Consider the following 22551-nt stretch of genomic DNA (forward strand, 5'->3'; position numbering starts at 1 on the left):
GTAAGGGTGTTCGATAATCTGCGCGCGGCGGTACTAGTTCCCGACATCCGTAAGCGCATCGGGTTCGTGCTCTTTGCCTTCGCGTGGTTCATCTTCATGATCCACGTGCAGCTTCCCAACGTGAACGAAGCCGCCTGGCAGAACGTCCTCAAGAGCGGGCAGTTCTACACCCTGCTGGGCTTTCTCTCGGGCGGTGCGCTGCAGAAGCTTTCGATCATCGCCATGGGGATCACGCCCTACATCAACGCCTCGATCATCATGCAGTTGATGACGGTCGTGCTGCCGCAACTCGAAGAGTTGGCCAAGAAAGGCGGCGAGGAAGGCCGAAAGAAGATCGGCCAGTACACGCGCTGGCTGACGATCGTGCTGGCGCTCTTACAGGCAACCTTCATGACGAACGCGATGAAGGCGTCCGGGGTCTTCTACGATACGAGCCTGTGGTACCAGCTCTTTGCGATTACGGCGATGGTCGCGGGCACGCTCTTCCTCATGTGGCTCGGCGAGCAGATCAGCGACAAGGGCATCGGCAACGGCGTTTCACTGATCATCTTTATCGGCATCGTGCTGCGGTATCCGCAGTATGTGGGCCAGACGTATTCTTCGGCGGCGCAAGGCGGACTCTCGCTCCTGAACCTCGTGCTATTCATCCTGATCACGATCGCGATCATCATTGGTATCATCTTCATGTACCAAGGGCAGCGGCGCGTGCCGGTGCAGCAGGCGCGCCGGGTGGTGGGACGCAAAATGTTTGCCGGGCGTTCGACCTACATTCCACTGCGGCTCAATAACGCGGGCGTGATCTCGATCATCTTCGCGATTTCGATCCTGCTCTTACCCCAACAGGCCCTCGCGTGGTTCTCGGGCCACGCCGGCGCCGCCGCTCCCGCATATCACTCGCTCTTCGTGCTCCCGGGTCTGCACTGGAACATCGGATATCCGACCAACCTGGCCGCGGTGAGCGAACTGATCAACGTGTACTTTGCGCCGGGCGGTACGCTCTACAATATCACCTACTTTCTGCTCGTCGTGGTCTTCACGTTCTTCTATAGCTCGGTCGTGCTCAACACCCGTGACGTGGCCGACAATCTAAAGAAGACGGGCGCGTTCATCCCCGGCATCCGCCCGGGCCAGCCGACGGTGGATTATCTCAATCGGATTCTCATGCGGCTGACGACCGCCGCCGCGATCTTCCTCGGCGTGCTGGCCGTCGCACCAAACGTTCTCGAGCGCGGATTGAGCATCACGACGATCTACCTGGGGTCGACCTCACTGCTGATCGTAGTCGGCGTCGCGCTCGATACGATTTCTCAAATCGAAGCACGCTTGGCGATGCGCGACTACCGCGGGTTCATCAAACGGTAGTGGCGGCTGATATCATTTTGCTCGGAGGGCCGGGCGCGGGGAAAGGGACGCAGGCGCAGATCTTGCAGAAGCGCTTCGGCTACCGCCAGGTCTCGACCGGCGATCTCCTCCGGCAGCACCGCGTTCAAGGGACGCAGCTCGGCAAAGCTGCCGAAGGCTATATGCAGCGCGGCGAACTCGTACCCGACGACTTGATCATCGACATGGTCAAAGGGGAACTGCGCGAAGGCGAAGCGGTGCTCTTCGACGGCTTTCCGCGTACGGTTGCGCAAGCCCAAGCGTTGGATACGCTGCTCGAATCGCGCGGACGCGGCCTTCCCGGCGCGGTGTACTTTGAAATACCGCGGCCGCTGCTCGAAGAACGTCTGCTCGGACGCTGGACCAATCCGCGGACCGGCCGCGTCTACCACGAGAAGTTCGATCCGCCGAAGGTGGCGGGCATTTGCGATGAAGACGGCGGACCGCTGGTGCAGCGCGAAGACGATCGCCCTGAAACGATCAAGAAGCGGCTCGATGTCTTCGAACTGCAGACGATGCCGCTGGTCGACTATTATGAGACTCGCGGGCGCCTCGCGCGCATCGACGCGACGCTGGCGGTCGAGGACGTCAGCCACGAACTCATACACGCCATCGGTCTGGAACACGCGCATGACTAACGGCGCGGAGCCTGGGGCGGAGTGCCTTTAAACATGGTCACGCTAAAGTCGGCGCGTGAGATCGAGACGATGCGGCGCAGCGGCAAGATCACCGCGGTCGTGTTGACCGAGCTGATGCAAAGCGCGAAGGCGGGAATGACGACGCGCGATCTCGATGCGGCAGCCGAGAAAGGGATCCTCGAGCGCGGCGGGTTGCCGACGTTCAAGGGGTATCACGGTTTTCCGGCCACGATCTGTGCTTCGGTGAATGACGAGGTCGTGCACGGCATTCCGGGCGAGTACGTGCTGCGCGACGGCGATCTGCTCTCGATCGACATCGGGACGACGCTCGAGGGATACGTGAGCGATTCCGCGGTGACGATTCCGATCGGCACGATCTCGCAAAAGGCGCGGCACTTGCTCGAGGTCACCCAAGAGTGCTTGATGATCGGAATCGCGCAGATGCAGCGCGGAAACCGCATCGGCGACATCGGCGCGGCGGTTCAGCGCTATGCCGAAAAGCACGGCTACGGAGTGGTCCGTGAGCTCGCCGGGCATGGGGTCGGCACGGCGATGCACGAGGAGCCGCAGGTCCCCAACTACGGTAAGGCCGGGACCGGAATGGAATTGCGCCCGGGGCTGGTGTTGGCAGTCGAGCCGATGATCACCGAGGGCGACCGGAAGGTCGAGATCCTCAAGGACGGCTGGACAGTCGTCACGTCAGATGGTAAACTCGCAGCGCACTTCGAGCACACGATTGCCGTGACCGAGGATGGTCCGAAAATCCTTACGCTTCGCAACTACGGGGAGCATCCGGACGCTGCCAAGTACGTTCCGGACGCGGAAAGGATACCGGCGAGCTGATGCCTCGTCGCGGCGGCCGTCGCCCCGCCCGGGCGAAGAAGAATACGGACAAAGCGGCCAAGACCGCCACGCCCAAGGAAGAGGCGATCGAGGTCGAGGGCACGATCGTCGAGCCTCTGCCCAATGCGATGTTTCGGGTGGAACTCGCCAACGGGCACCGTGTGTTGGCACACGTGTCGGGAAAAATCCGGATGAACTTCATCCGCATTCTTCCCGGAGATAGAGTTCTCGTGGAGCTCTCGCCCTACGATCTCACGCACGGCAGAATAACGTACCGGTATAAGTAAGGCTGCTGGACGAGGTCCCGATAGCAGCGTCGTTAGCAAAACCAACCTTCGTTTGGGCGCCCCTCGGGGGATCTCAAGCGGATATCTATAGGAGAAAGGCGCCCGTGGCCCAGGGGCCCCGCGAAGGAACTTCGCGGGGGTGCGGAGCCAAGGGCGGAGCACCATCAAAATGAAAGTCAGACCTTCGGTCAAGAAAATTTGCGAAAAGTGCAAGATCATTCGCCGCGAGGGTAAAGTGCGCGTGATCTGCACCGTCAATCCGAAGCACAAGCAAGTGCAAGGTTAAAGAGGAAACCACTTATGGCACGTATCGCTGGTATCGATCTTCCGCGCGAGAAGCGTATCGAGATTGCGCTGCAGTACATCTACGGCGTCGGCCCGACGACGGCGGCGAAGCTGCTCGCCCATGCGGGGATCAATCCCGACACGCGCGTGAAAGACCTCGCCGAAGACGACGAAAAGAAACTGCGTGACGCGATCGACACGCTGCAAGTGCGGGTCGAAGGTGATTTGCGGCGCGAGGTACAGGGCAACATCAAGCGGCTGATGGACATCGGCTGCTACCGCGGACTGCGTCATCGTCGCGGCCTCCCGGTTCGCGGCCAGCGCACCAAGACCAATGCGCGCACGCGCAAGGGGCCGAAACGGACCGTCGCGGGCAAGAAGAAGGCCTTAACCAAGAAATAGCGCGAAGGCCCGGCGAATGCCGGGCCTTTCTTCATGAACGCCGTCATTACGGCCGGCGGTCCGATCGGCGGCGAGTTCGCGCTGCTTGCCGGAACCGATCGCAAGGCGCTCGCGCCCGTTCGCGGACGCACCTTGATCGCACGCACGATCGAAGCGCTGGTGGGATGCGGCATCGAGCGAATCGCCGTCGTGGGCAACGACGCCGTCGGTGCGGAATGCGGGGCGCTCGCGCCGGTGAAGATGGTACGCGATGCCGGGTCGGGTGGAGCGAACGTGCTCGGCGCGCTCGACGCCTGGCCCGACGATGCGGCTCTGCTCTATCTGACCTGCGATCTGCCCTACATCGACGAGCGCGCGCTGCAGTGGTTCCTGGAACGTATCGATCCTTGCGCGCTGAGCATGCCGCTCACCGCGCACGATGCGTTCTCCCGGCGCTTTCCCGGCGCACCTCCGTTCGGAATCACGCTTGCCGGTGAGCGCGTCGTCAATGGCGGCGTTTTTCATCTGCCGGCGGGCTCACGTGCGCGGATCCGGGCATTGGCGAGCATGCTGTTCGATGCACGCAAGGCGCCGTGGAAGATGGCGGCGATCGCGGGACCGTCGGTGCTGGTCCGTTTCGCTTTTCGACAGCTATCCGTCGCGGCGCTCGAAGCGCGCGCGCAGCGCGTCTTGGACGTCCCCGTCGCAGCCGTGCGCGACGCACCGCCCGAACTCGCCTACGACATCGACGTCCTAACAGAGTACCGGTACGCGCTCGATCATGCCTAAGCCGGCACATCCCGCACGCATCACGCTGCTGTGGTTCGGCGTCCAATTGATTTGGGGGGCTGTACTCGGCATCTCGCTGCAAGCCCGAACGGTACAACTGGCCGCGGGTTCGTCACTCGCTACGTTTGCAGAGATTTCGGCAAGCGGTGCGTTTGCCGCCGGGCTCACGCAGCTGGTCGTCGGGCCGCTCTCCGACCATCTGCGTCGTCGCGGTCGGCGGCGCAGCGGGTTTTATCTTCTCGGCGCGATCTTCGGAAGCGGCGCCGTGCTCGCGTTATACGCCGCGCCCACCGCCGGCACGTTGCTGGCCTCGTTCGTCGCACTCCAGTTTTCGCTCAACCTGATCATCGGCCCATATCAAGCGGTGATTCCGGATACGCTGCCGCCGCAACGGTTCGGATTCGCCTCGGGATGGCTGGCTGCGCTCGGCAGCGCGGGCAATGCGACCGGTGCCGTGCTGGCCGCGTTTCTCGGAAACGGGGAGATTCTCGGGATTGCTTTGGCGCTCGGCCTCCTCAGCGCCGCGCTCGGCACGTTGCTGCACCTCCGCGGCGTTCCGCTGCAGCCGCTCTCGGAACGCCCGCCGTTCGCATTGACGCGCACGCTGGTCGATTTGTTCATCTCGCGTGCGATGGTCTACCTCGGGTTCTACACCGTGCTCGGATACTTATATTTCTTCGTCGCCGCGGTCTTACCGCGGGGATTCGTTCTCGATGCGACCCGCGCAAGCGGGCTGTGCATCTTGCTCTTCACCGCCTTGGGAACCGCGGGTGCGATGATCGCGGCGCGACCGGCCGATCGCAGCGACGAACGCCTAGTGGTGACGGCCGGCGGCGGCCTCGTCTGCGTTTCGCTCGTGGTGCTGGCGCTCGCGCAAGCCTTGCCGGTGCTGCCGTTGGCGATCGCAGCAGCCGGCGTCGGGTGGGGTATATTCCTCTGTGCCGATTGGGCATTCGCGTGCCGGTTGCTCCCGCCGAACGCCATGGCCACGACGATGGCGGTTTGGAACCTGGCGGTGGTCGGACCCCAGCTCCTCGCGCCGCTGGTGGCGAGCCTGCTCCTCTCGCGATTGGGAACGCTGAACTCCGGCGCCGGGCCGCGCGACGCGATGCTCCTGGCAAGTGCCGAATTACTCATCGGTACGGGGTGGATCTGGCGTTTACCGCTTACCCGGACAGGGAAATAGCACTAGGCCTGGTCCGCGTGGAACCCGGGGTGGCGGCCATGCGTTGTTAGGCTCGTGGGGCAGATAAGCGACCCCACGCGATATTGTTAAAGAAGCTAAGGAGGCTCTTGTGAAACGACTGAGCACCGGAGTCCTAGCGGCACTCATGGCAGTGCTTTGCGGGCTCACCGCGGTAGCTGCAACCTCGGCTTCGCAATCACAGGGAAACACTGGACAAGCTGTGGTTGCGCAAGACCAAGGTTCGATGCCGCCGGCCAACTTCGGATCTCCGCCGTCCGGCCAATACCCAATTCTCTTCAACGATCACCACGTTTACGCGAAACCCGACACGCTCCGGCAAGGACGCGTGCTTGCGGCGCTGGTGAGAGGCGGTACCGTGCTGATCCCTCTGCGCTCGATGTTCGAGCAAATGGGGGCGACGGTTTCGTACGATCCGGCCAGCAAGACCGTAACGGTCAGCAAGCCCGGTTCGGAAGTGAAGGTTACGGTCGGGCAACCCGAAGTGATCATCAACGGTGAATCGCGTCCGCTGGACGTGCCGCCGATGATTTATCACGGCATCATCCTCGTGCCGGTTCGCGTCATCTCGGAAGGAATGGGTGCCTACGTGCAGTGGGTTCCCGATCGTCAAATCGTCGTCGTTCGGTATATTCCGGCGACGCCGCCGCCGAGTGCGCCGCCGACCGCAGCACCCACCGTCGCGCCGACGGTCGCGCCCACGCCGACTCCTGTTCCGGTGGCAACACCATATAAGGAAATCTTCGTGGCCGGCGACTACATCTTCTCGCCGAAGGTCTATAACGAATTCAGCCCGGGTAACACGGGAACGGGCAGCTCGTATGACATTCACGGCGCGTGGGAGTTCGACGCGTTCAACATCCCCTGGATGATTGGAGGCAACTTCGAGCAGTTCCAATATCCGCACACGTGCGCCGGCGGCGTGGCTACGCCGACTGCCGACTGCTACGTGACAACGATCGGCGGACTCGGTTCGACTGCGGTGCCGGCCTTTACGGCCAAAGACACCGACGTCGATGCGCGTCTGGGCATCAAGGTGGCTGATCCGCGGATTTACATCGGCGTAGGCTATCTGTTCCGTTCAACCAACTACGGCTATCCGCGTTTGAACGGGGTTGGGTTCGGCGCCGAGAAGCTCCCGGATCTGAATCAGGCGCTCTCGTGGTTCGGTAGTGCCTACTACTATCCGAATACCAAGGGCAACTTCACGGATCCGTCCGGGAACGTCTACACGCTCAGCTACAACTTCCTGAAGTACCAGATCGGCTTCGATTACGTCTTCGGGAACAGTCCGATCTTCATCGAAGCCGGCTGGCAGGGCCTGAGCGGTACGAACAAGACCAACGCTCCGGTCAACTACACGGCCAACGGACCCTTCGCGGGTATCGGCATCAAGTTCTAGATGGTTCCACCGGCTTCTCGCCGGTCGCACATCCTGTGCTTGGAACCTTCAGCCGCCTCCGTGCGGCTAGGATGGAACGGAGAAGGCTCGGTCTGGGGACCGAGCCTTCTCTTTCTTGGGGGCCCCTTTGACATCCGCGGCTACCTACGGTAAGATACCTGCTTGGCGCTGCTGCTCTCTCTCTGGCGGTGGCGCGCGGCTCTGGGGGCAATCGCCGAGTCCCCAGCTCCACCAGATGGGATCACCGCAGGGTGGACCCGTTGCCGCACGGATGCGGCAACAAAGTCCGAGCACACGAGGTGCGTCCGCGCGAAGCGCGGCGGACGAGTCTAGGCGACGACAGCCCCGTCGTTCGGGGAACCGGAAAAACATCGGAGTCTTTTTTGGCTGCCAAAAAGCAAACGAAGACGCGGCGGAAGCGTGAGGTCAAAAACGTCCAGTCGGGCGTGACTCACGTGCACGCGTCGTTCAACAATACGATCGTCACAATCAGCGATCCGCATGGCAACGTGGTCTCTTGGGCCTCGGCAGGCAACCTCGGCTTCAAAGGATCGAAGAAGTCGACGCCGTTTGCTGCGCAGATGGCTGCCGAATCGGCCGCGCGCAAGGCGATGGAACACGGCATGAAGAGCACGGAAGTGTTCGTCAAGGGTCCCGGCGCCGGACGCGAAGCGGCCATTCGTTCGCTTCAAGCCGCCGGCCTCGAGATCACGATGATCAAAGACGTTACGCCTATTCCTCATAACGGCTGCCGCCCGCCCAAGCGCCGCCGCGTGTAATCGAAGAGAGAAGATATGTCGCGTTACATTGGACCAGTATGCCGTTTGTGCCGGCGTGAAACCGCCTCGAGCAAGACCGGCGAGAAGATCAAACTCTTCCTCAAAGGCGATCGCTGCCTCTCCAAGAAGTGCGCGGTCGAACGCCGAGGAACGGCGCCCGGTCAGAAGACCGCCGGCAAGCAACGCACGAAGATTTCCGAATACGGCCGCCAGCTGCGCGAGAAGCAGAAAATGCGCCGCTATTACGGCGTGCACGAAACGCAGTTTGAGAATTATTTCCGTGAGGCCGCGCGCATTCCGGGTCAGACCGGTCGTACGTTCATGCAATTGCTCGAGCGCCGCCTCGACAACGTGGTGTACCGTCTAAACCTGGCGAACAGCCGCGCTCAGGCCCGTCAGCTGGTAACGCATCGCCATTTCCGCGTGAACGGCAAAATCGTCAACGTGCCGTCGTATATCGTCAAACCCGGTGACGTGATCTCGATCGGAGAGCGCAGCCTCAAGTCGCCCGTGTTCGAGGCGAATCTGGAGGTCGCGCGTTCGCGCCGTCCGCCGGAGTGGCTGGAGTGGAACGATGGCGAGAACACCGGCCGGGTGACGCAGCTGCCGGCGCGTGAGCAAATCGATACTCCCGTCGACGAGCAACTCATCGTCGAATACTATTCTCGCTAGACGGTTCGGCCGGCCGTTGGCCGGGCGCGCATCCTGCGCTCCGAACCCTCACCCGCTTCGTGCGGGTTCATCACTACAAGCCGCTGCTAGGCGTAGGATCGTGATCGTCGGGGACGATGGCGGATAACGTAAGCGGCAACAAAGGACAAACGAAACCACATCATGACCACGTTGGAAACACCCGCCGGCTCAACCATTGAAGTTCGTGAGCGGCGCGAGAACTATGCCAAATTCGTGATCGAGCCGCTGGAGCGAGGATTTGGAATCACGCTCGGTAACGCGCTGCGCCGCATCCTGCTCAGCTCGATCCCCGGCGCGGCCGTCACCTATATGAAGATCGACGGCGTGCTGCACGAGTTCTCGACGATCCCCGGGATGGTCGAGGATACGATCGCGCTGATGCTCAACCTCAAAGGATTGCCGGTCAAACTCAACAGCGATGATCCCCGCGTCCTCAATCTCTCCATTTCCGGGGCCAAGGAAGTCACCGCGGCGGACATCGCGCCGGATGCCGACGTCGAGATCCTCGACCCGAGCTATCACATCGCTACGCTCACCGCGAAAGACGCGAAGCTCTCGATGGAGATCGGCGTGGAGAAAGGCCGCGGTTACGTGATGGCCGACCGGCAACGGAACATCGAGCACATGATCGGCCTCATCCCGCTCGATTCGATCTTCTCGCCGATTCGCAAGGTCAATTTCTCGGTCGACGACACGCGCGTCGGCCAGAGCGTCGATTACGACCGTCTTACGCTGGAAATCGAAACCAACGGCTCGATCACACCGGACGACGCACTGGCTACTGCGGCAGCGATCATGCAAGAGCAGCTCGACCTCTTCGTCGGCTTCACCAGCCGCGAAGAGCCGCTGCCGGAAGCCCCGCCGAACGAATGGGACATCCCGGTCGAAACCCTCAACCTCTCGGTGCGCTCGTTCAACTGTCTCAAGCGCGCGGGGATCTCGAAAGTCTCCGAGCTGCTCGACCTTACCGAAGACGAGATCATGAAGATGCGCAACTTCGGCAAGAAGTCGCTCGATGAAATCAAGCAGGTTCTGGCAGAGAGGGGGCTTTCGCTGCGCCAATCGTAGCGCAACGAGATTCGAACCAAACATGCCGCATCAAATCGCATACAAACGGCTCTCGCGGACCGACGGTCACCGCAAGGCGCTTCTGCGCAACATGGCGACCTCGTTCTTCAAACACGAGAAGATCGAGACGACCTCGACGAAAGCCAAAGAGATCAGCCGCGTCGTCGAGCAGCTGATCACGACGGCGATGGCCGGGGATCTCGCCGCGCGAAGGAAGATCGCCGAGTTCCTCACCGAGCCGGCAGTGGTCAAGAAACTGGTCGAACAGATCGCGCCTTCGCTCAAGGGCCGGACCGGCGGCTACACGCGCATCACCAAGACGCGCGTGCGCCACGGCGACGCCGCCGAGCTGTCGCTACTAGAGTTAGTCAGATAAATCTGACTAACTCACGAGTTTAAATGGTGCTCCGCGCTGCAGCGCTACGCACCCCCCGGCGGCTCCGCCGCCGGGGCCCCCGAACTCGGGGTTAATCATGGACTTCGCGCCGCTGCTTCGCCGGCTCATAGCCGGCGCTCGTCTCTCTCAAACGGAGAGCGCCGAGATGATCGGCGCAATCTTCGACGCTGAGCTCACGCCGGCTCAGGGTGCGGGTTTGCTCGTTGCACTCGCTTGCCGCGGCGAAGATATCGACGAAATCATCGGAGCGGCGCGGGCGATGCGCGAGCGCAGCCTGCACGTCGAGCACGGACTACCGGACGTGGTCGACGTCGTCGGCACCGGCGGCGACGGCGCGAATACGATCAACATCTCGACGATGGCCGCGCTTGTCACGGCTGCGGCCGGAATTCCCGTTGCGAAACACGGCAACCGCGCCGCGTCGAGCGCGTGCGGAAGCGCGGATGTGCTCGAGGCGACCGGCTTACCGATCGACCTGGCCCCCGACCGGGCTGCCCGCATGCTGCGCGAAGCGAAATTTACGTTCATGTTCGCGCCGCGCTACCACCCGGCAATGAAGAACGCAGCGCCGATCCGGCGCGAGCTCGGCATACGCACGCTCTTCAACATCTTAGGCCCGCTCACCAACCCCGCCTCGGCGAGCATCCAGGTCGTGGGCGTCGCGCGCGCCGATCTTCTGGAGCCGCTGGCGGCCGTGCTCCGGGGATTGGGGGTTCGGCGGGGTGCCATCGTGCACGGCGAGAACGGAATAGACGAGGTCGCGGGCGATGTACCGACCGCGGTGTATTCGTTCGGCGAAGAAGGGGGCCGGCGCTGGAGGCTCGATCCGGCAGACTTTGGAATCGCGGCGCCGCTAAGCGCAATCGTCGGCGCATCGGTTGAAGACGCGCGCCATGCATTTCTTTCGATTTTGGGCGGGGAACGATCGCCCCGTGCGGAGGTCGTCGCCCTCAACGCGGCGCTGGTCCTGCACGTCGTCGGCGAGGAACCGATGAAACCCGCACTCGAGCATGCGCGCTCGATTCTCGCCTCGGGTGCGGCGTTACGGACCTACGAGCGCGCAAAGGAGCTGGCCACCGATGGCTGAGGACGTACTCAAGAAAATCTACGCGGCGAAGGCTGCGCACCTCGAACGCGAAATGGCGCGCGAACCGTACGAGCAGATTCGCGAGCGTGCGCTGGCGACCGTAGCGTCGCGCCGCCATCTTCTCGCCCTGCTTCGTGCCCGCAGCGGTGACGCCATCATCACCGAGATCAAGCGCGCTTCACCATCGGCCGGTTTGATCGCACGCGATTTCGATCCGGTCGCGATCGCTATGACCTATCAGCGCGCCGGAGCCGACGCGATCAGCGTGCTCACCGAGAGCGATCACTTCCTGGGCGATCTCGGTTTTTTGACCGCGGTACGCGCAGCCAGCTCGCTGCCGATTCTGCGCAAAGACTTTCTCACCGTACCCTATCAAGTCGCGCAGTCGGCCGCCTACGGCGCCGATGCGATCCTGCTCATCGTTTCGGGGCTGAGCGACGAACAGATCCGCGCGGCGCTGGACGAGGCGCGCGTCTATCAACTGGACGCGCTCGTCGAGGTTCACGACACGCGCGAGCTCGAACGCGCGCTCGCGCTCGGGGTCGAATTCGTCGGTGTCAACAACCGCAGTCTGCGCACGATGACGACGGATCTCGCGGTCAGCGAGCACCTACTTCCGCGCGTTCCGCCATACGTCTTCGCGATCAGTGAAAGCGGGATGCGCGGCCACGAAGACATCGAGCGTCTGCGGCGGGCCGGGGCGCGCGGTTTTCTGATCGGTGAGGCACTGATGCGCGCGGATGATCCCGCCGCCCTGATCGCTTCCCTCAAACATGTCCACGCGCATTAAATTCTGCGGCTGCAGCACCTGGGCCGACGTGACGCTGGCGATCGACACCGGGGCCGATGCGGTCGGCATGATCTTCGCGCCCTCCCCGCGCGGCATCGATTCCAACGCTGCCGCCGAGATCGCGCAGCGCATCGGCACGAGCATCGTTGCAGTCGGCGTGTTCGTGGATCCCTCGATAGAGGACGTCGAGCGCGCTCGTTGGCTGTTTCCGCATCTGGTGGTCCAGCTTTCCGGAAACGAATCGCCGGAATTTGTGCGTGCGGTCGGCGAGCCGGTGGTGAAGGGGATTCACGTCGGCGAGCACGACGGCGTGCAAGAGCTCAGGACCCTCTGCGACCGCTACGCGCCGGCGATGCCGCTCTTCGATACCAAGGTCGACGGGATGTACGGGGGCACCGGACGCACGTTTCCCTGGCCCGTCGCCGCGTCGATTGCGCGTTCGCGCGACATCGTGGTCGCCGGAGGGCTCACGCCCGAAAACGTCGGCGACTGTATTCGTACGGTGCGACCCGCGTGGGTCGACGTGCGCAGCGGTATCGAAAGCGGGGGCCGGAAGGACGCGCTCAAGATGGAGCGATTCGTTGCGGCGGTACGCGAGGCCGATGAAGCCTGACGCGCGCGGCTACTTCGGCGCGTTCGGCGGCCGCTTCGTTCCGGAAGTCCTGATCGACGCGCTGGAGTCGCTCGAGCGCGAAATGAACCGCGCCTTCGCCGATCCGCAGTTCTGGCGCGAATACGAGGAAACGCTACGCGACTTCGTCGGCCGTCCGTCGCCGCTCTACACGGCGGAACGCTATCTCGCGGATCGGCGCGTGCCGTTGTCGATCAAACGCGAGGATCTCAATCACACCGGCGCGCACAAAATCAACAACACCGTCGGACAAGCGCTCCTCGCGCGCAGGATGAGAAAGCGTCGGCTGATCGCCGAGACCGGTGCCGGCCAGCACGGCGTCGCCACCGCGACCGTGGGCGCAAAGTTTGGGTTCCCCGTCGACGTCTATATGGGTGCGGTCGACGTCGAGCGCCAAGCGCTCAACGTCTACATCATGAACCTGCTTGGTGCGCGGGTGCACCCGGTGACCGGCGGCACGCGGACGCTCAAGGACGCAACCAACGAAGCCTTTCGCGTGTGGGCGGCGCAGGTTGAAGATACGTTCTATGTGATCGGCAGTGTCGTCGGCGCGCATCCATATCCCTACATGGTTCGCGAATTCCAAAAAGTGATCGGCATCGAAGCGCGGGCGCAATGCCTCGAGCGCTATGGGCGTCTACCCAGCGACGTGATCGCGTGTGTCGGCGGCGGAAGCAACGCGATGGGAATTTTCGCCGGCTTTCTCGACGACCCGCAGGTACGGCTTTGGGGCGTCGAAGCTGCGGGCGAAGGAATCGCGAGCGGAAGAACCGCGGCCTCGCTGGCAGCCGGAAGCATCGGCGTGCTGCACGGTTCGCGTTCGTATCTCCTGCAGAGCGCGCAAGGACAAGTGCTCGATACGCATTCGATCAGCGCCGGCTTGGATTACCCCGGCGTCGGACCGGAACACGCATTTCTCAAAGAGAGCGGGCGCGCAAGCTACGTTCCGGTGAGCGACGACCAGGCGCTGGAGGCGTTCCATGTATTCTCACGTGCGGAGGGCATCATTCCGGCGCTCGAAAGCGCGCACGCACTCGCGTTCGCGAAAGAATTGGCCGCGGAGCGCAGCTCCGACGACCTGATTCTCGTCAATCTGTCGGGACGCGGCGACAAAGACATCGCGCAGGTTCGAGGCATGCAGCGTGCTTGAAGCGCTCTTCAAACGCGCGCGCGACGCCGGGCGGGCGGCGTTCGTTCCCTACGTGATGGCGGGCGATCCGGATGCCGCTACGACGCTCGCCGTCCTGGCCGCGCTCACGCAGAGCGGCGCCGACGCGATCGAGCTGGGGATACCGTACGGCGATCCGCTGGCGGACGGTCCGACGGTCGCCGCCGCCGGGCAGCGCGCGTTGGCTGCGGGAACGACGATTGACTCGGTCCTGGAGCTGGTTCGCGAACATCACGATCGCGGAGGGGCGCCGGCAATCCTCTTTACCTATTTCAATCCGGTCTATCACTACGGCATCTCACGTTTCGCGCAACGCACCGCGGATGCCGGCGCGTGCGGCGCGATCGTGCCCGACATCGCGCTGGAAGAGGGCGGTGAGCTCAGGGCTTCGCTGGCTGAAAACGGATTGGACATGCCGCTGCTCGTCGCCCCGTCGACCAAGCCCGAGCGCGCCAAGCGCATCGCGGAGCAAAGCACCGGTTTCATGTATGTCGTATCGCGCCTAGGCGTCACCGGCGCCGGCACGCAGCCCGCGATCGATGCGCTGCGCTCTCAGATCGAGATGTTGCGCACGTTCACCGATACGCCGCTCGCCGTGGGTTTCGGCGTGAGTTCAGCCGAGCACGTCCGCGCCGTCGCACGTCTCGCCGACGGTTTTATCGTCGGCAGCGCGCTGATCGATGCCTACGCCGGAACACGAGGAGAAGAGGCTGCGGACCACGTGCGGGCCTTCGTCGAGCCCCTCATCGCCGCCGCTAAAGGACTTTGCGCATGAGGATCGCGTCCCACGCTTCGCCGCTCGCGCGCGAGATGCGCGCCGCCTGAGCGTCGATCTCGACGAATCCGAACGAACGATAGAGCGCGAGTGCGCGCTCGTTATGCGGAAAAACCAGCAGCGCAATGTGTGGGATTCCACGCTCCCGTGCCCAGGTCACGAGCCGATCGAGCAGGGCGCGGCCGATTCCCATGCCGCGATAGCGCTCGTCGACCAACATGCCGATCGTGTGACCGTAAGGATCATGCCGGTATTCGGTGATCACGCCGACGATCTGCCCGCCGGTGTGCGCGACGAACATGCCGTTGCCGTTGCCGAGCGAGAAACCGAACATGTCTTGGTACTTCTCGCGGTCGTACCCCGGCTCGGTGCCGATCCAGAGCCGTTCGGCCGCAACCGCATCGAAAAGCAAGAGCACGGCGGGGATATCGCCGTGCTCCATGGGCCGAATCGCGAAATCGGGCATGCCTTACACCGCTGCGGCAGCAGTTCCCAGTTGGAAGCGTTCGTCGGCGTCGTCGCTGATGTACTTTCCGATCGCGAGCGACGAGGTCGCCGCGGGCGAGGGCGCGTTGCGCACGTGCATCGTCCCCTCGTCGCCTTCAAAGACGAAGTCGTCGACCTGCGTTCCATCAGCCATCATCGCCTGCGCGCGCACCCCGGACGGGCCGGAGAGCGTATCCGACACCTGTAACTCGGGAATGTACCGCTGCAGCGCTTTGACGTAGGCACTGCGCAGCACGTCCCGGTACATCTCGCCCATGCCGGTCGAGAAATACTTACTCGCGAGCTTGATGAATCCCGGATACGTCAGCGTTTCGAGCAAATCGCCCGGGTTGATCGTGGTGAACGAATACCCTTCGCGAGCGAAGGCGAGCACGGCATTGGGTCCAAGCCAGATGTCGCCGTTCATCCGCGGTGTGAAGTGCACGCCCAAAAACGGAAAGTTCGGGTCGGGAACCGGATAGATGTTGCCCTTGACCAGATAGCGCTTCTCGGGCTTGAGGATCAGGTAGTCGCCGCGAAACGGAACGATCTTGGGGTCGCTCTTGCCGCCGGTCATCCTGGCGAGGCGATCGGACTGCAGGCCGCCGCAGGTGATCACGTAGCGCGCCTGGTAGTCGCCGTGCGTCGTTGCCAGCGCTACGGCGCCGCCTCTGCGCTCGATCCCGCGCACCTCGCGACCGGTAACGATCTCGCCGCCCATCGCGCGGACGTCGTCGCCGTAGGAGCGCGCGACTTCGCCGTAATCGACGATTCCGGTAACCGGCAAGAAGATTGCCTTGATGCCGCGGCAATGCGGCTCACGTTCGCGAATGCCGGCCGCATCGACGATCTCGAGGCTCTCGATGCCGTTGGCCACACCGCGATCGAAGAGCCCTTGCAACAGCGGAAGTTCGCGTTCTTCGGTCGCGACGATGAGCTTGCCGACGCTGCGGTATGGGATGCCTTTGGCATCACAATAGGCCCAGAGCGCGCGCCGGCCTTCGACACAGAGTTTCGCTTTGAGCGAACCGGGCTTATAGTAGATGCCCGAATGAATCACGCCGCTGTTGTGCCCGGTCTGATGCGTGGCGAGCAGCTCTTCTTTTTCGAGCAAGACGAGCTTGAGGTGCGGGTGGCGCATAAGCAATTCCCGCGCTGTGGCTAGGCCAACGATGCCGCCGCCGACGATCGCGATGTCGTAGGTCATATGGCGAAGATTCTCGCACCCCCGCCGAGCAGCCCGCTAGCGGAATTGTCAGACCAAGGCAGCCCGGCCCGGGGCGGGGAAATCTCGCAGCATGACCACCACACTCGAGCGCACCACGCCACCCTTTAAGAATGAAGTCGTCAAGTCGTTTGCCGATCCGGCCGACGCGGCCGCCATGCGGGCCGCCCTCGCCGCGGTCAAGGAACGCTTCGGACGGCATTACCCCCTCGTCATCGACGGCGAGAAGATCGAGACCGAGAAGACGATCCGCTCGCTCAACCCCGCTCGCCCGAGCCAGGTCGTCGGCCTGACCAGCTCGGCATCAAAGGAGCAAGCGAACGCCGCCATCGCGGCCGCAGCGCGCGCGTTCGATTCTTGGAAACGCACGAGCGCGCGCGAACGCGCCGCCTTCCTCTTCGAGGCGGCCGCGAAATTGCGCGAGCGGCGCTACGAATACGACGCGCTGCTGGTCTATGAGGTCGGAAAGAGCTGGCCCGAGGCCGACGGCGACATCGCCGAGGCAATCGATTTTCTCGAATACTACGCCCGCGAAGCGCTGCGCTTCGCGGAGCCGCAGCCGGTCGTGCCGATCGAAGGCGAACGCAACGAGATGGTCTACATTCCGCTCGGCGTCGGCGCGGTGATCCCGCCCTGGAACTTCGCCGGGGCGATCATGATGGGCATGACCTCGGCCGCGATCGTTGCCGGCAACACGGTCGTTCTCAAACCGTCGAGCGATTCGGCGATCATCGCCGCATGGTTCGTCGACTTGTTGCACGAGATCGGTTTGCCCAAAGGCGTCGTAAACTTCATCCCCGGCTCGGGCAGCGTGATCGGCGACTTGATCGTCGGCCATCCGCAGATTCGTTTCATCTCGTTTACCGGATCGAAGGAAGTGGGCTTGCACATCAACGAGCTCGCCGCCAGACCGCAGCCGGGACAGAAGTGGATCAAACGCGTCGTCGCCGAGATGGGCGGAAAAGATTCGATCGTGGTCGCCGCCGACGCCAATCTCGAGGCCGCGGTCGAGGGCGTCGCCGTTTCGGCCTTCGGCTTCCAAGGGCAAAAGTGCTCGGCGTGTTCGCGCGCGATCGTCGACGCCAAGATTTACGATGAATTCGTGAGCAAGCTCAAAGAACGCGTCGCCAAGATCACCGTCGGTGATCCCGAGCAGCAATCCGTCTACATGGGTCCGGTCGTGAACGAAGCCGCCCTCGAGTCGATATCCGAATACATCGAGGTCGGCAAGAAAGAAGGCCGGCTCGTCGCCGGCGGCAAGCGTGTCGGCAGCGAGGGCTACTTCCTCGAGCCAACCGTGATCGCCGACGTCGACCCGCAGGCGCGGATCGCGCAGGAGGAGATCTTCGGGCCGGTCCTCGCCGTCATCAAAGCCCGAGACTTCGATCACGCGCTGGAAATCGCCAACAACACCGAGTTCGGCTTGACCGGATCGCTCTACACCACCGACGACGCGAAGATCGAACGCGCCAGGGAAGAGTTTTTCGTCGGCAACCTGTACTTCAATCGAAAGAGTACCGGCGCGTTCGTCGGCGTGCATCCCTTCGGCGGATTCAACATGTCGGGCACCGATAGTAAAGCCGGCGGTCCGGACTATCTGTTGCTGTTCATGCAGGCCAAATCGATGTCACGTAAGCTTTCCTAGGTACGTGAAGGAACTGCGACTCCAAGCCAAGGCGGACAAACGTGTCCGCCTTGGTCATAATTGGATCTTCTCGAACGAAGTCGCCAACGAGCACACGCCGCTCGCGGCTTTCACGCCGGGTGAGCTCGTGCGAGTGGTCGATGCGGGGCGCAACCCCGTCGGCATTGCGTATGTGAATCCGAACGCGTTGATCTGCGCCCGGATCCTCACGCGCGATGCCCGAGCCACGATCGACGTCGCCTGGTTCCAGGCGCGCGTGACACGCGCGCTTGCCCTTCGCGAACGGTTGTGCGGCGCGCCGTTTTACCGCTTGATCTACGGCGAGTCCGACGGCTTGCCGGGATTCATCGTCGATCGCTATGGCGAGGTTTGCGTCGCGCAGTTCAATACGGCGGGCGCGCTCGCACTGCGCGAGCCGTTCGTCACCGCGCTCACTGGGGCGATCGCTCCCAAGGGACTGCTCTTGCGCAACACCGGATCGACGCGAGCGCTGGAAGGCATCGAAGCGCTCGACCAAAGTCTGGGCGAGGTTCCCGATCGCATCGAGGTGATCGAGGGTGACATGCGGATCAGCGCGCCGCTGCGCGCCGGACAAAAGACCGGCTATTTCTACGATCAGCGCGACAACCGCGCGCGGCTGCGACGGTACGTGCGTTCGGGCGACGCGGTGCTCGACGTCTTTTCCTACGTCGGCGCCTGGGCCGTCTCGGCGTTGAAGGCTGGGGCGCGGAGCGTGACCTGCATCGATCAATCGGAAACCGCGCTGCACTATGCGGATGAGAACGCGCGCGCAATCGGTGGCGAAATCGACGGTCTAGCCGGCGATGCACTCGACGTGATGCAGGGCTTGCACGGCGAGCGCCGCCGCTACGACGTGGTGATTCTCGATCCGCCGGCGTTGATCAAACGGCGCAAGGAGGCGGCGCCCGGTGAGCGGCTCTACCAACGGCTGAACGAAGCAGCCCTGCGACTGCTGCGTGAGGACGGATTTCTCGTAACGTCGTCGTGCTCGTATCATCTTGCACCGGAGCGCTTGCAGCGAGCCGCCTTCGATGCGGCGCGCACGGTCGGGCGCCGCATGCAGATCTTGGAACGCCACGGCCACGCGCCGGATCATCCGGTACATCCGGCAATGCCGGAAACGGAGTATCTGAAGGCGCTCTTTCTGCGGGCGTAGGGTGAGAACGCGCGGTTGGAGCGCGCCGGCGATCGCCTTTACGGCTGTTGCGCCTTTACATTGACATCGACGGCCTTGACGTTTGAGCCGCTTTTTGAGCTGCTTTCAAATTTGATCTCGCACCTGCCGGGATGTTGCGCTCTCACTTCGAGCCTGATCTCTTCCCATTCCCCCGGTGAATCTGTAACCTTCACCGAGATCGGCTTGAGAATGTCCCGAGCCGAACCCGCGCCGGTGAAGCAGGTCGAGGACACGATGGTCAGATGCACCGGGAACCTTTCGTTGTCGGCGCTCGCCCGGATCACCACGCTTTCGCCGACCCGTAGATTCACGCTCGGCGGTGAGATCGAGATGGGCGCCGCCCCCGCGGCCGCGGGAATCAGTCCGGCAGCGAGACCGAACAAGGGAAGAAGTCGATGTCTCATGGGTGGGAAACGAACCAGCCAAGCGGTTTGTTTTCCGCCCTTCGGCGCGACGATGCTTGTATTATTAAGCAAACCAAGCATGAATCCCTGGGGCCCGGAGCGCCCACCGGAGCGCCGATCGACCTAGTATCCGGGGATCGTTTGTGGTACCCTGAGAGTCCGGGCCCGGCGGGTTGCCGACCTTTGTCGCGCCGCCGGAAAGAATCGGAATCGCCTTGACACGTGTCATGCGCTTCGATACTATAGCCGGGTTGGCTTGAAGTGCCCTTACTCCAAAGCGCGATCAGATGATGCGCGTTTTGGGTGAGAGCGCGCGCAAGTTCGCTCCTTGAAAACTGAACAGTGCAGCAGCAAATAAGTCTGTGGGTCTCCGACCTCTAAGACAAGGTCTAGTGAAGGTTCGCCGTAAGGCGAATCGTCCTAGGTCAAGTCTTTTGAGCATCGCGAGAACGTACAATTCTAGCTGCTTCCTTCGACGTAGCTCAGGATGACATGCCCGAGCTATGTTCCGGAAGCGATGCGACTCGCAATCGCATCTGAAAAAGCACAGCGAAATTTGAGAGCCGATCAGGCTCCATAAAAATTTTTATGGAGAGTTTGATCCTGGCTCAGGACTAACGCTGGCGGCGTGCCTAACACATGCAAGTCGAGCGATTCTCTTCGGAGAAGAGCGGCGGACGGGTGAGTAACGCGTGGGTAACCTGCCCTGTACACACGGATAACATACCGAAAGGTATGCTAATACGGGATAACATACTTTTATCGCATGGTAGAAGTATCAAAGCTCCGGCGGTACAGGATGGACCCGCGTCTGATTAGCTAGTTGGTAAGGTAATGGCTTACCAAGGCGACGATCAGTAGCCGACCTGAGAGGGTGATCGGCCACATTGGAACTGAGACACGGTCCAAACTCCTACGGGAGGCAGCAGTGGGGAATATTGCACAATGGGCGAAAGCCTGATGCAGCAACGCCGCGTGAGCGATGAAGGCCTTCGGGTCGTAAAGCTCTGTCCTCAAGGAAGATAATGACGGTACTTGAGGAGGAAGCCCCGGCTAACTACGTGCCAGCAGCCGCGGTAATACGTAGGGGGCTAGCGTTATCCGGAATTACTGGGCGTAAAGGGTGCGTAGGTGGTTTCTTAAGTCAGAAGTGAAAGGCTACGGCTCAACCGTAGTAAGCTTTTGAAACTAAGAGACTTGAGTGCAGGAGAGGAGAGTAGAATTCCTAGTGTAGCGGTGAAATGCGTAGATATTAGGAGGAATACCAGTTGCGAAGGCGGCTCTCTGGACTGTAACTGACACTGAGGCACGAAAGCGTGGGGAGCAAACAGGATTAGATACCCTGGTAGTCCACGCCGTAAACGATGAGTACTAGGTGTCGGGGGTTACCCCCCTCGGTGCCGCAGCTAACGCATTAAGTACTCCGCCTGGGAAGTACGCTCGCAAGAGTGAAACTCAAAGGAATTGACGGGGACCCGCACAAGTAGCGGAGCATGTGGTTTAATTCGAAGCAACGCGAAGAACCTTACCTAAGCTTGACATCCCACTGACCTCTCCCTAATCGGAGATTTCCCTTCGGGGACAGTGGTGACAGGTGGTGCATGGTTGTCGTCAGCTCGTGTCGTGAGATGTTGGGTTAAGTCCCGCAACGAGCGCAACCCTTGCCTTTAGTTGCCAGCATTAAGTTGGGCACTCTAGAGGGACTGCCAGGGATAACCTGGAGGAAGGTGGGGATGACGTCAAATCATCATGCCCCTTATGCTTAGGGCTACACACGTGCTACAATGGGTGGTACAGAGGGTTGCCAAGCCGCGAGGTGGAGCTAATCCCTTAAAGCCATTCTCAGTTCGGATTGTAGGCTGAAACTCGCCTACATGAAGCTGGAGTTACTAGTAATCGCAGATCAGAATGCTGCGGTGAATGCGTTCCCGGGTCTTGTACACACCGCCCGTCACACCACGGAAGTTGGGGGCGCCCGAAGCCGGTTAGCTAACCTTTTAGGAAGCGGCCGTCGAAGGTGAAACCAATGACTGGGGTGAAGTCGTAACAAGGTAGCCGTATCGGAAGGTGCGGCTGGATCACCTCCTTTCTAAGGAGAATTACCTACTGTTTAATTTTGAGGGTTCATTCCTCAAAATTAGTACTTAATTGTACTTTAGTACTTTGAAAACTGTATAACATTTAGTGATATGACATCATTTTATATATGAAGAAGATAACTTCTAAAAATATCATCGACAAGAAAAGTCTTTAAAATTACAACTTTTAATAACTGGTCAAGTTATTAAGGGTGCAGGGCGGATGCCTTGGCACTAGGAGCCGATGAAGGACGCGATAAGCTGCGATAAGCTTCGGGGAGTTGCACGTAAACTTTGATCCGAAGATTTCCGAATGAGGAAACTCACTTAGAGTAATGTCTAAGTATTGTTAAGTGAATACATAGCTTAATGAGGGGAACCCGGGGAACTGAAACATCTAAGTACCTGGAGGAAAAGAAAGAAATTCGATTCCGTAAGTAGCGGCGAGCGAACGCGGATAAGGCCAAACCAATGAAGTTTTCTTCATTGGGGTTGCGGACATGCAACATGGATGCACTATCGTAAATGAAGAGAGTTGGAAAGCTCCGCCATAGAAGGTAATAGCCCTGTAGTTGAAACGAGAAAGCTACTAGCATGATCCAGAGTACCACGGGACACGTGAAACCCTGTGGGAAGCAGGAGGGACCATCCTCCAAGCCTAAATACTACCTAGTGACCGATAGCGCATAGTACCGTGAGGGAAAGGTGAAAAGAACCCCGGGAGGGGAGTGAAATAGAACCTGAAACCCTGCACTTACAAGCTGTGGGAGCACATTTCTTGTGTGACCGCGTACTTTTTGTAGAACGGTCCGGCGAGTTACGCTGGCTGGCAAGGTTAATTACTAAAGGTAAGGAGCCGAAGGGAAACCAAGTCTTAATAGGGCGTCAACCAACTAAAGTTGGTGTTATAGTCAGTCA

General features: G+C 61.4%; 23 protein-coding genes and 2 rRNA genes. 22 read left to right on the forward strand and 3 right to left on the reverse strand.

What is annotated here, in order from left to right; translation table 11 throughout:
* Positions 1-6: 6 nt before the first annotated feature.
* The 18 genes from secY (at position 7) to trpA (ending at position 14597) form a co-directional block, all read left to right on the forward strand.
* Positions 7-1362 carry a preprotein translocase subunit SecY gene (secY, locus tag VMF11_12415; GenBank protein HTU71108.1) on the forward strand — a complete coding sequence of 452 codons (1356 nt, stop codon included), beginning with the start codon at positions 7-9 and terminating at the stop codon, positions 1360-1362.
* Positions 1362-2018 (forward strand): adenylate kinase, encoded by a 657-nt coding sequence (locus tag VMF11_12420; protein ID HTU71109.1) that lies wholly within the window; start codon positions 1362-1364, stop codon positions 2016-2018. The genes secY and VMF11_12420 overlap by 1 nt, the downstream gene beginning before the upstream one ends.
* Before the next feature lie 33 nt (positions 2019-2051).
* On the forward strand, positions 2052-2861 hold the full coding sequence (gene map, locus VMF11_12425; GenBank protein ID HTU71110.1) for a type I methionyl aminopeptidase: 810 nt from the start codon (positions 2052-2054) through the stop codon (positions 2859-2861).
* Between the two features lie 86 nt (positions 2862-2947).
* The gene (infA, locus tag VMF11_12430) at positions 2948-3148 is read left to right on the forward strand and encodes a translation initiation factor IF-1 (protein HTU71111.1); all 201 of its coding nucleotides are present in this window, start codon (positions 2948-2950) and stop codon (positions 3146-3148) included.
* A gap of 169 nt (positions 3149-3317) precedes the next feature.
* Positions 3318-3434: a 50S ribosomal protein L36 gene (gene rpmJ / locus VMF11_12435; GenBank protein HTU71112.1), complete on the forward strand. Its 117-nt coding sequence runs from the start codon at positions 3318-3320 to the stop codon at positions 3432-3434.
* 14 nt (positions 3435-3448) lie between these two features.
* Positions 3449-3835, forward strand: a complete 387-nt coding sequence (rpsM, locus tag VMF11_12440) for a 30S ribosomal protein S13 (protein ID HTU71113.1) — start codon at positions 3449-3451, stop codon at positions 3833-3835.
* A gap of 33 nt (positions 3836-3868) precedes the next feature.
* A complete protein-coding gene (locus tag VMF11_12445) occupies positions 3869-4603 on the forward strand; it encodes a nucleotidyltransferase family protein (GenBank protein HTU71114.1) in 735 nt (244 codons plus the stop codon).
* Positions 4596-5789, forward strand: coding sequence for an MFS transporter (locus VMF11_12450; protein HTU71115.1), 1194 nt, complete (start codon positions 4596-4598; stop codon positions 5787-5789). The genes VMF11_12445 and VMF11_12450 overlap by 8 nt, the downstream gene beginning before the upstream one ends.
* A 220-nt stretch (positions 5790-6009) precedes the next feature.
* On the forward strand, positions 6010-7209 hold the full coding sequence (locus VMF11_12455) for a copper amine oxidase N-terminal domain-containing protein (GenBank protein ID HTU71116.1): 1200 nt from the start codon (positions 6010-6012) through the stop codon (positions 7207-7209).
* A gap of 383 nt (positions 7210-7592) precedes the next feature.
* A complete protein-coding gene (rpsK, locus tag VMF11_12460; GenBank protein ID HTU71117.1) occupies positions 7593-7988 on the forward strand; it encodes a 30S ribosomal protein S11 in 396 nt (131 codons plus the stop codon).
* 15 nt (positions 7989-8003) lie between these two features.
* A complete protein-coding gene (gene rpsD / locus VMF11_12465) occupies positions 8004-8660 on the forward strand; it encodes a 30S ribosomal protein S4 (GenBank protein HTU71118.1) in 657 nt (218 codons plus the stop codon).
* Positions 8661-8822: 162 nt separating this feature from the next.
* Complete coding sequence (locus tag VMF11_12470; GenBank protein ID HTU71119.1) at positions 8823-9749, forward strand: DNA-directed RNA polymerase subunit alpha; 927 nt, start codon at positions 8823-8825, stop codon at positions 9747-9749.
* Positions 9750-9771: 22 nt separating this feature from the next.
* Complete coding sequence (gene rplQ, locus VMF11_12475) at positions 9772-10125, forward strand: 50S ribosomal protein L17 (GenBank protein ID HTU71120.1); 354 nt, start codon at positions 9772-9774, stop codon at positions 10123-10125.
* Positions 10126-10222: 97 nt separating this feature from the next.
* Positions 10223-11233 (forward strand): anthranilate phosphoribosyltransferase, encoded by a 1011-nt coding sequence (trpD, locus tag VMF11_12480; GenBank protein ID HTU71121.1) that lies wholly within the window; start codon positions 10223-10225, stop codon positions 11231-11233.
* Positions 11226-12023 carry an indole-3-glycerol phosphate synthase TrpC gene (gene trpC, locus VMF11_12485; GenBank protein ID HTU71122.1) on the forward strand — a complete coding sequence of 266 codons (798 nt, stop codon included), beginning with the start codon at positions 11226-11228 and terminating at the stop codon, positions 12021-12023. Before trpD ends, trpC begins: the two co-directional genes overlap by 8 nt.
* Positions 12007-12636 carry a phosphoribosylanthranilate isomerase gene (locus VMF11_12490; protein ID HTU71123.1) on the forward strand — a complete coding sequence of 210 codons (630 nt, stop codon included), beginning with the start codon at positions 12007-12009 and terminating at the stop codon, positions 12634-12636. The genes trpC and VMF11_12490 overlap by 17 nt, the downstream gene beginning before the upstream one ends.
* Positions 12626-13804: a tryptophan synthase subunit beta gene (gene trpB / locus VMF11_12495; protein ID HTU71124.1), complete on the forward strand. Its 1179-nt coding sequence runs from the start codon at positions 12626-12628 to the stop codon at positions 13802-13804. Before VMF11_12490 ends, trpB begins: the two co-directional genes overlap by 11 nt.
* Positions 13797-14597 carry a tryptophan synthase subunit alpha gene (gene trpA, locus VMF11_12500; protein HTU71125.1) on the forward strand — a complete coding sequence of 267 codons (801 nt, stop codon included), beginning with the start codon at positions 13797-13799 and terminating at the stop codon, positions 14595-14597. The genes trpB and trpA overlap by 8 nt, the downstream gene beginning before the upstream one ends.
* On the opposite strand, the gene VMF11_12505 is transcribed toward trpA, so the two are convergent.
* Together VMF11_12505 and lhgO are read right to left on the reverse strand one after the other, a co-directional pair.
* A complete protein-coding gene (locus VMF11_12505; GenBank protein ID HTU71126.1) occupies positions 14578-15039 on the reverse strand; it encodes a GNAT family N-acetyltransferase in 462 nt (153 codons plus the stop codon). The genes trpA and VMF11_12505 overlap by 20 nt on opposite strands.
* 27 nt (positions 15040-15066) lie before the next feature.
* Entirely contained in the window at positions 15067-16290 is a 1224-nt protein-coding gene (gene lhgO, locus VMF11_12510; protein ID HTU71127.1) for an L-2-hydroxyglutarate oxidase, read from the reverse strand.
* Between the two features lie 91 nt (positions 16291-16381).
* Between lhgO and pruA the strand changes: the two genes are divergently transcribed.
* Both pruA and VMF11_12520 read left to right on the forward strand, forming a co-directional pair.
* Entirely contained in the window at positions 16382-17953 is a 1572-nt protein-coding gene (gene pruA, locus VMF11_12515; GenBank protein HTU71128.1) for an L-glutamate gamma-semialdehyde dehydrogenase, read from the forward strand.
* A gap of 4 nt (positions 17954-17957) precedes the next feature.
* Complete coding sequence (locus tag VMF11_12520) at positions 17958-19130, forward strand: class I SAM-dependent rRNA methyltransferase (protein HTU71129.1); 1173 nt, start codon at positions 17958-17960, stop codon at positions 19128-19130.
* Between the two features lie 38 nt (positions 19131-19168).
* Here the strand turns inward: VMF11_12520 and VMF11_12525 are convergent, their stop codons facing one another.
* A complete protein-coding gene (locus tag VMF11_12525) occupies positions 19169-19636 on the reverse strand; it encodes a hypothetical protein (protein HTU71130.1) in 468 nt (155 codons plus the stop codon).
* Positions 19637-20140: 504 nt separating this feature from the next.
* Between VMF11_12525 and VMF11_12530 the strand changes: the two genes are divergently transcribed.
* Both VMF11_12530 and VMF11_12535 read left to right on the forward strand, forming a co-directional pair.
* Positions 20141-21644 (forward strand): 16S ribosomal RNA (locus tag VMF11_12530).
* Between the two features lie 185 nt (positions 21645-21829).
* Positions 21830-22551: ribosomal RNA gene (locus VMF11_12535) — 23S ribosomal RNA — on the forward strand; the annotation flags it as partial.

The sequence above is a fragment of the Candidatus Baltobacteraceae bacterium genome (assembly GCA_035502855.1).
Lineage (GTDB): Bacteria > Vulcanimicrobiota > Vulcanimicrobiia > Vulcanimicrobiales > Vulcanimicrobiaceae > Aquilonibacter.

Coding starts and splice junctions, on each gene's coding strand:
- map (HTU71110.1), top strand. CDS start 2,052: ATGGTCACGCTAAAGTCGGCGCGTGAGATCGAGACGATGCGGCGCAGC.
- rpmJ (HTU71112.1), top strand. CDS start 3,318: ATGAAAGTCAGACCTTCGGTCAAGAAAATTTGCGAAAAGTGCAAGATC.
- rpsM (HTU71113.1), top strand. CDS start 3,449: ATGGCACGTATCGCTGGTATCGATCTTCCGCGCGAGAAGCGTATCGAG.
- VMF11_12445 (HTU71114.1), top strand. CDS start 3,869: ATGAACGCCGTCATTACGGCCGGCGGTCCGATCGGCGGCGAGTTCGCG.
- VMF11_12450 (HTU71115.1), top strand. CDS start 4,596: ATGCCTAAGCCGGCACATCCCGCACGCATCACGCTGCTGTGGTTCGGC.
- rpsD (HTU71118.1), top strand. CDS start 8,004: ATGTCGCGTTACATTGGACCAGTATGCCGTTTGTGCCGGCGTGAAACC.
- VMF11_12470 (HTU71119.1), top strand. CDS start 8,823: ATGACCACGTTGGAAACACCCGCCGGCTCAACCATTGAAGTTCGTGAG.
- rplQ (HTU71120.1), top strand. CDS start 9,772: ATGCCGCATCAAATCGCATACAAACGGCTCTCGCGGACCGACGGTCAC.
- trpD (HTU71121.1), top strand. CDS start 10,223: ATGGACTTCGCGCCGCTGCTTCGCCGGCTCATAGCCGGCGCTCGTCTC.
- trpC (HTU71122.1), top strand. CDS start 11,226: ATGGCTGAGGACGTACTCAAGAAAATCTACGCGGCGAAGGCTGCGCAC.
- VMF11_12490 (HTU71123.1), top strand. CDS start 12,007: ATGTCCACGCGCATTAAATTCTGCGGCTGCAGCACCTGGGCCGACGTG.
- trpB (HTU71124.1), top strand. CDS start 12,626: ATGAAGCCTGACGCGCGCGGCTACTTCGGCGCGTTCGGCGGCCGCTTC.
- VMF11_12505 (HTU71126.1), bottom strand. CDS start 15,039: ATGGAGCACGGCGATATCCCCGCCGTGCTCTTGCTTTTCGATGCGGTT.
- lhgO (HTU71127.1), bottom strand. CDS start 16,290: ATGACCTACGACATCGCGATCGTCGGCGGCGGCATCGTTGGCCTAGCC.
- pruA (HTU71128.1), top strand. CDS start 16,382: ATGACCACCACACTCGAGCGCACCACGCCACCCTTTAAGAATGAAGTC.
- VMF11_12525 (HTU71130.1), bottom strand. CDS start 19,636: ATGCTTGGTTTGCTTAATAATACAAGCATCGTCGCGCCGAAGGGCGGA.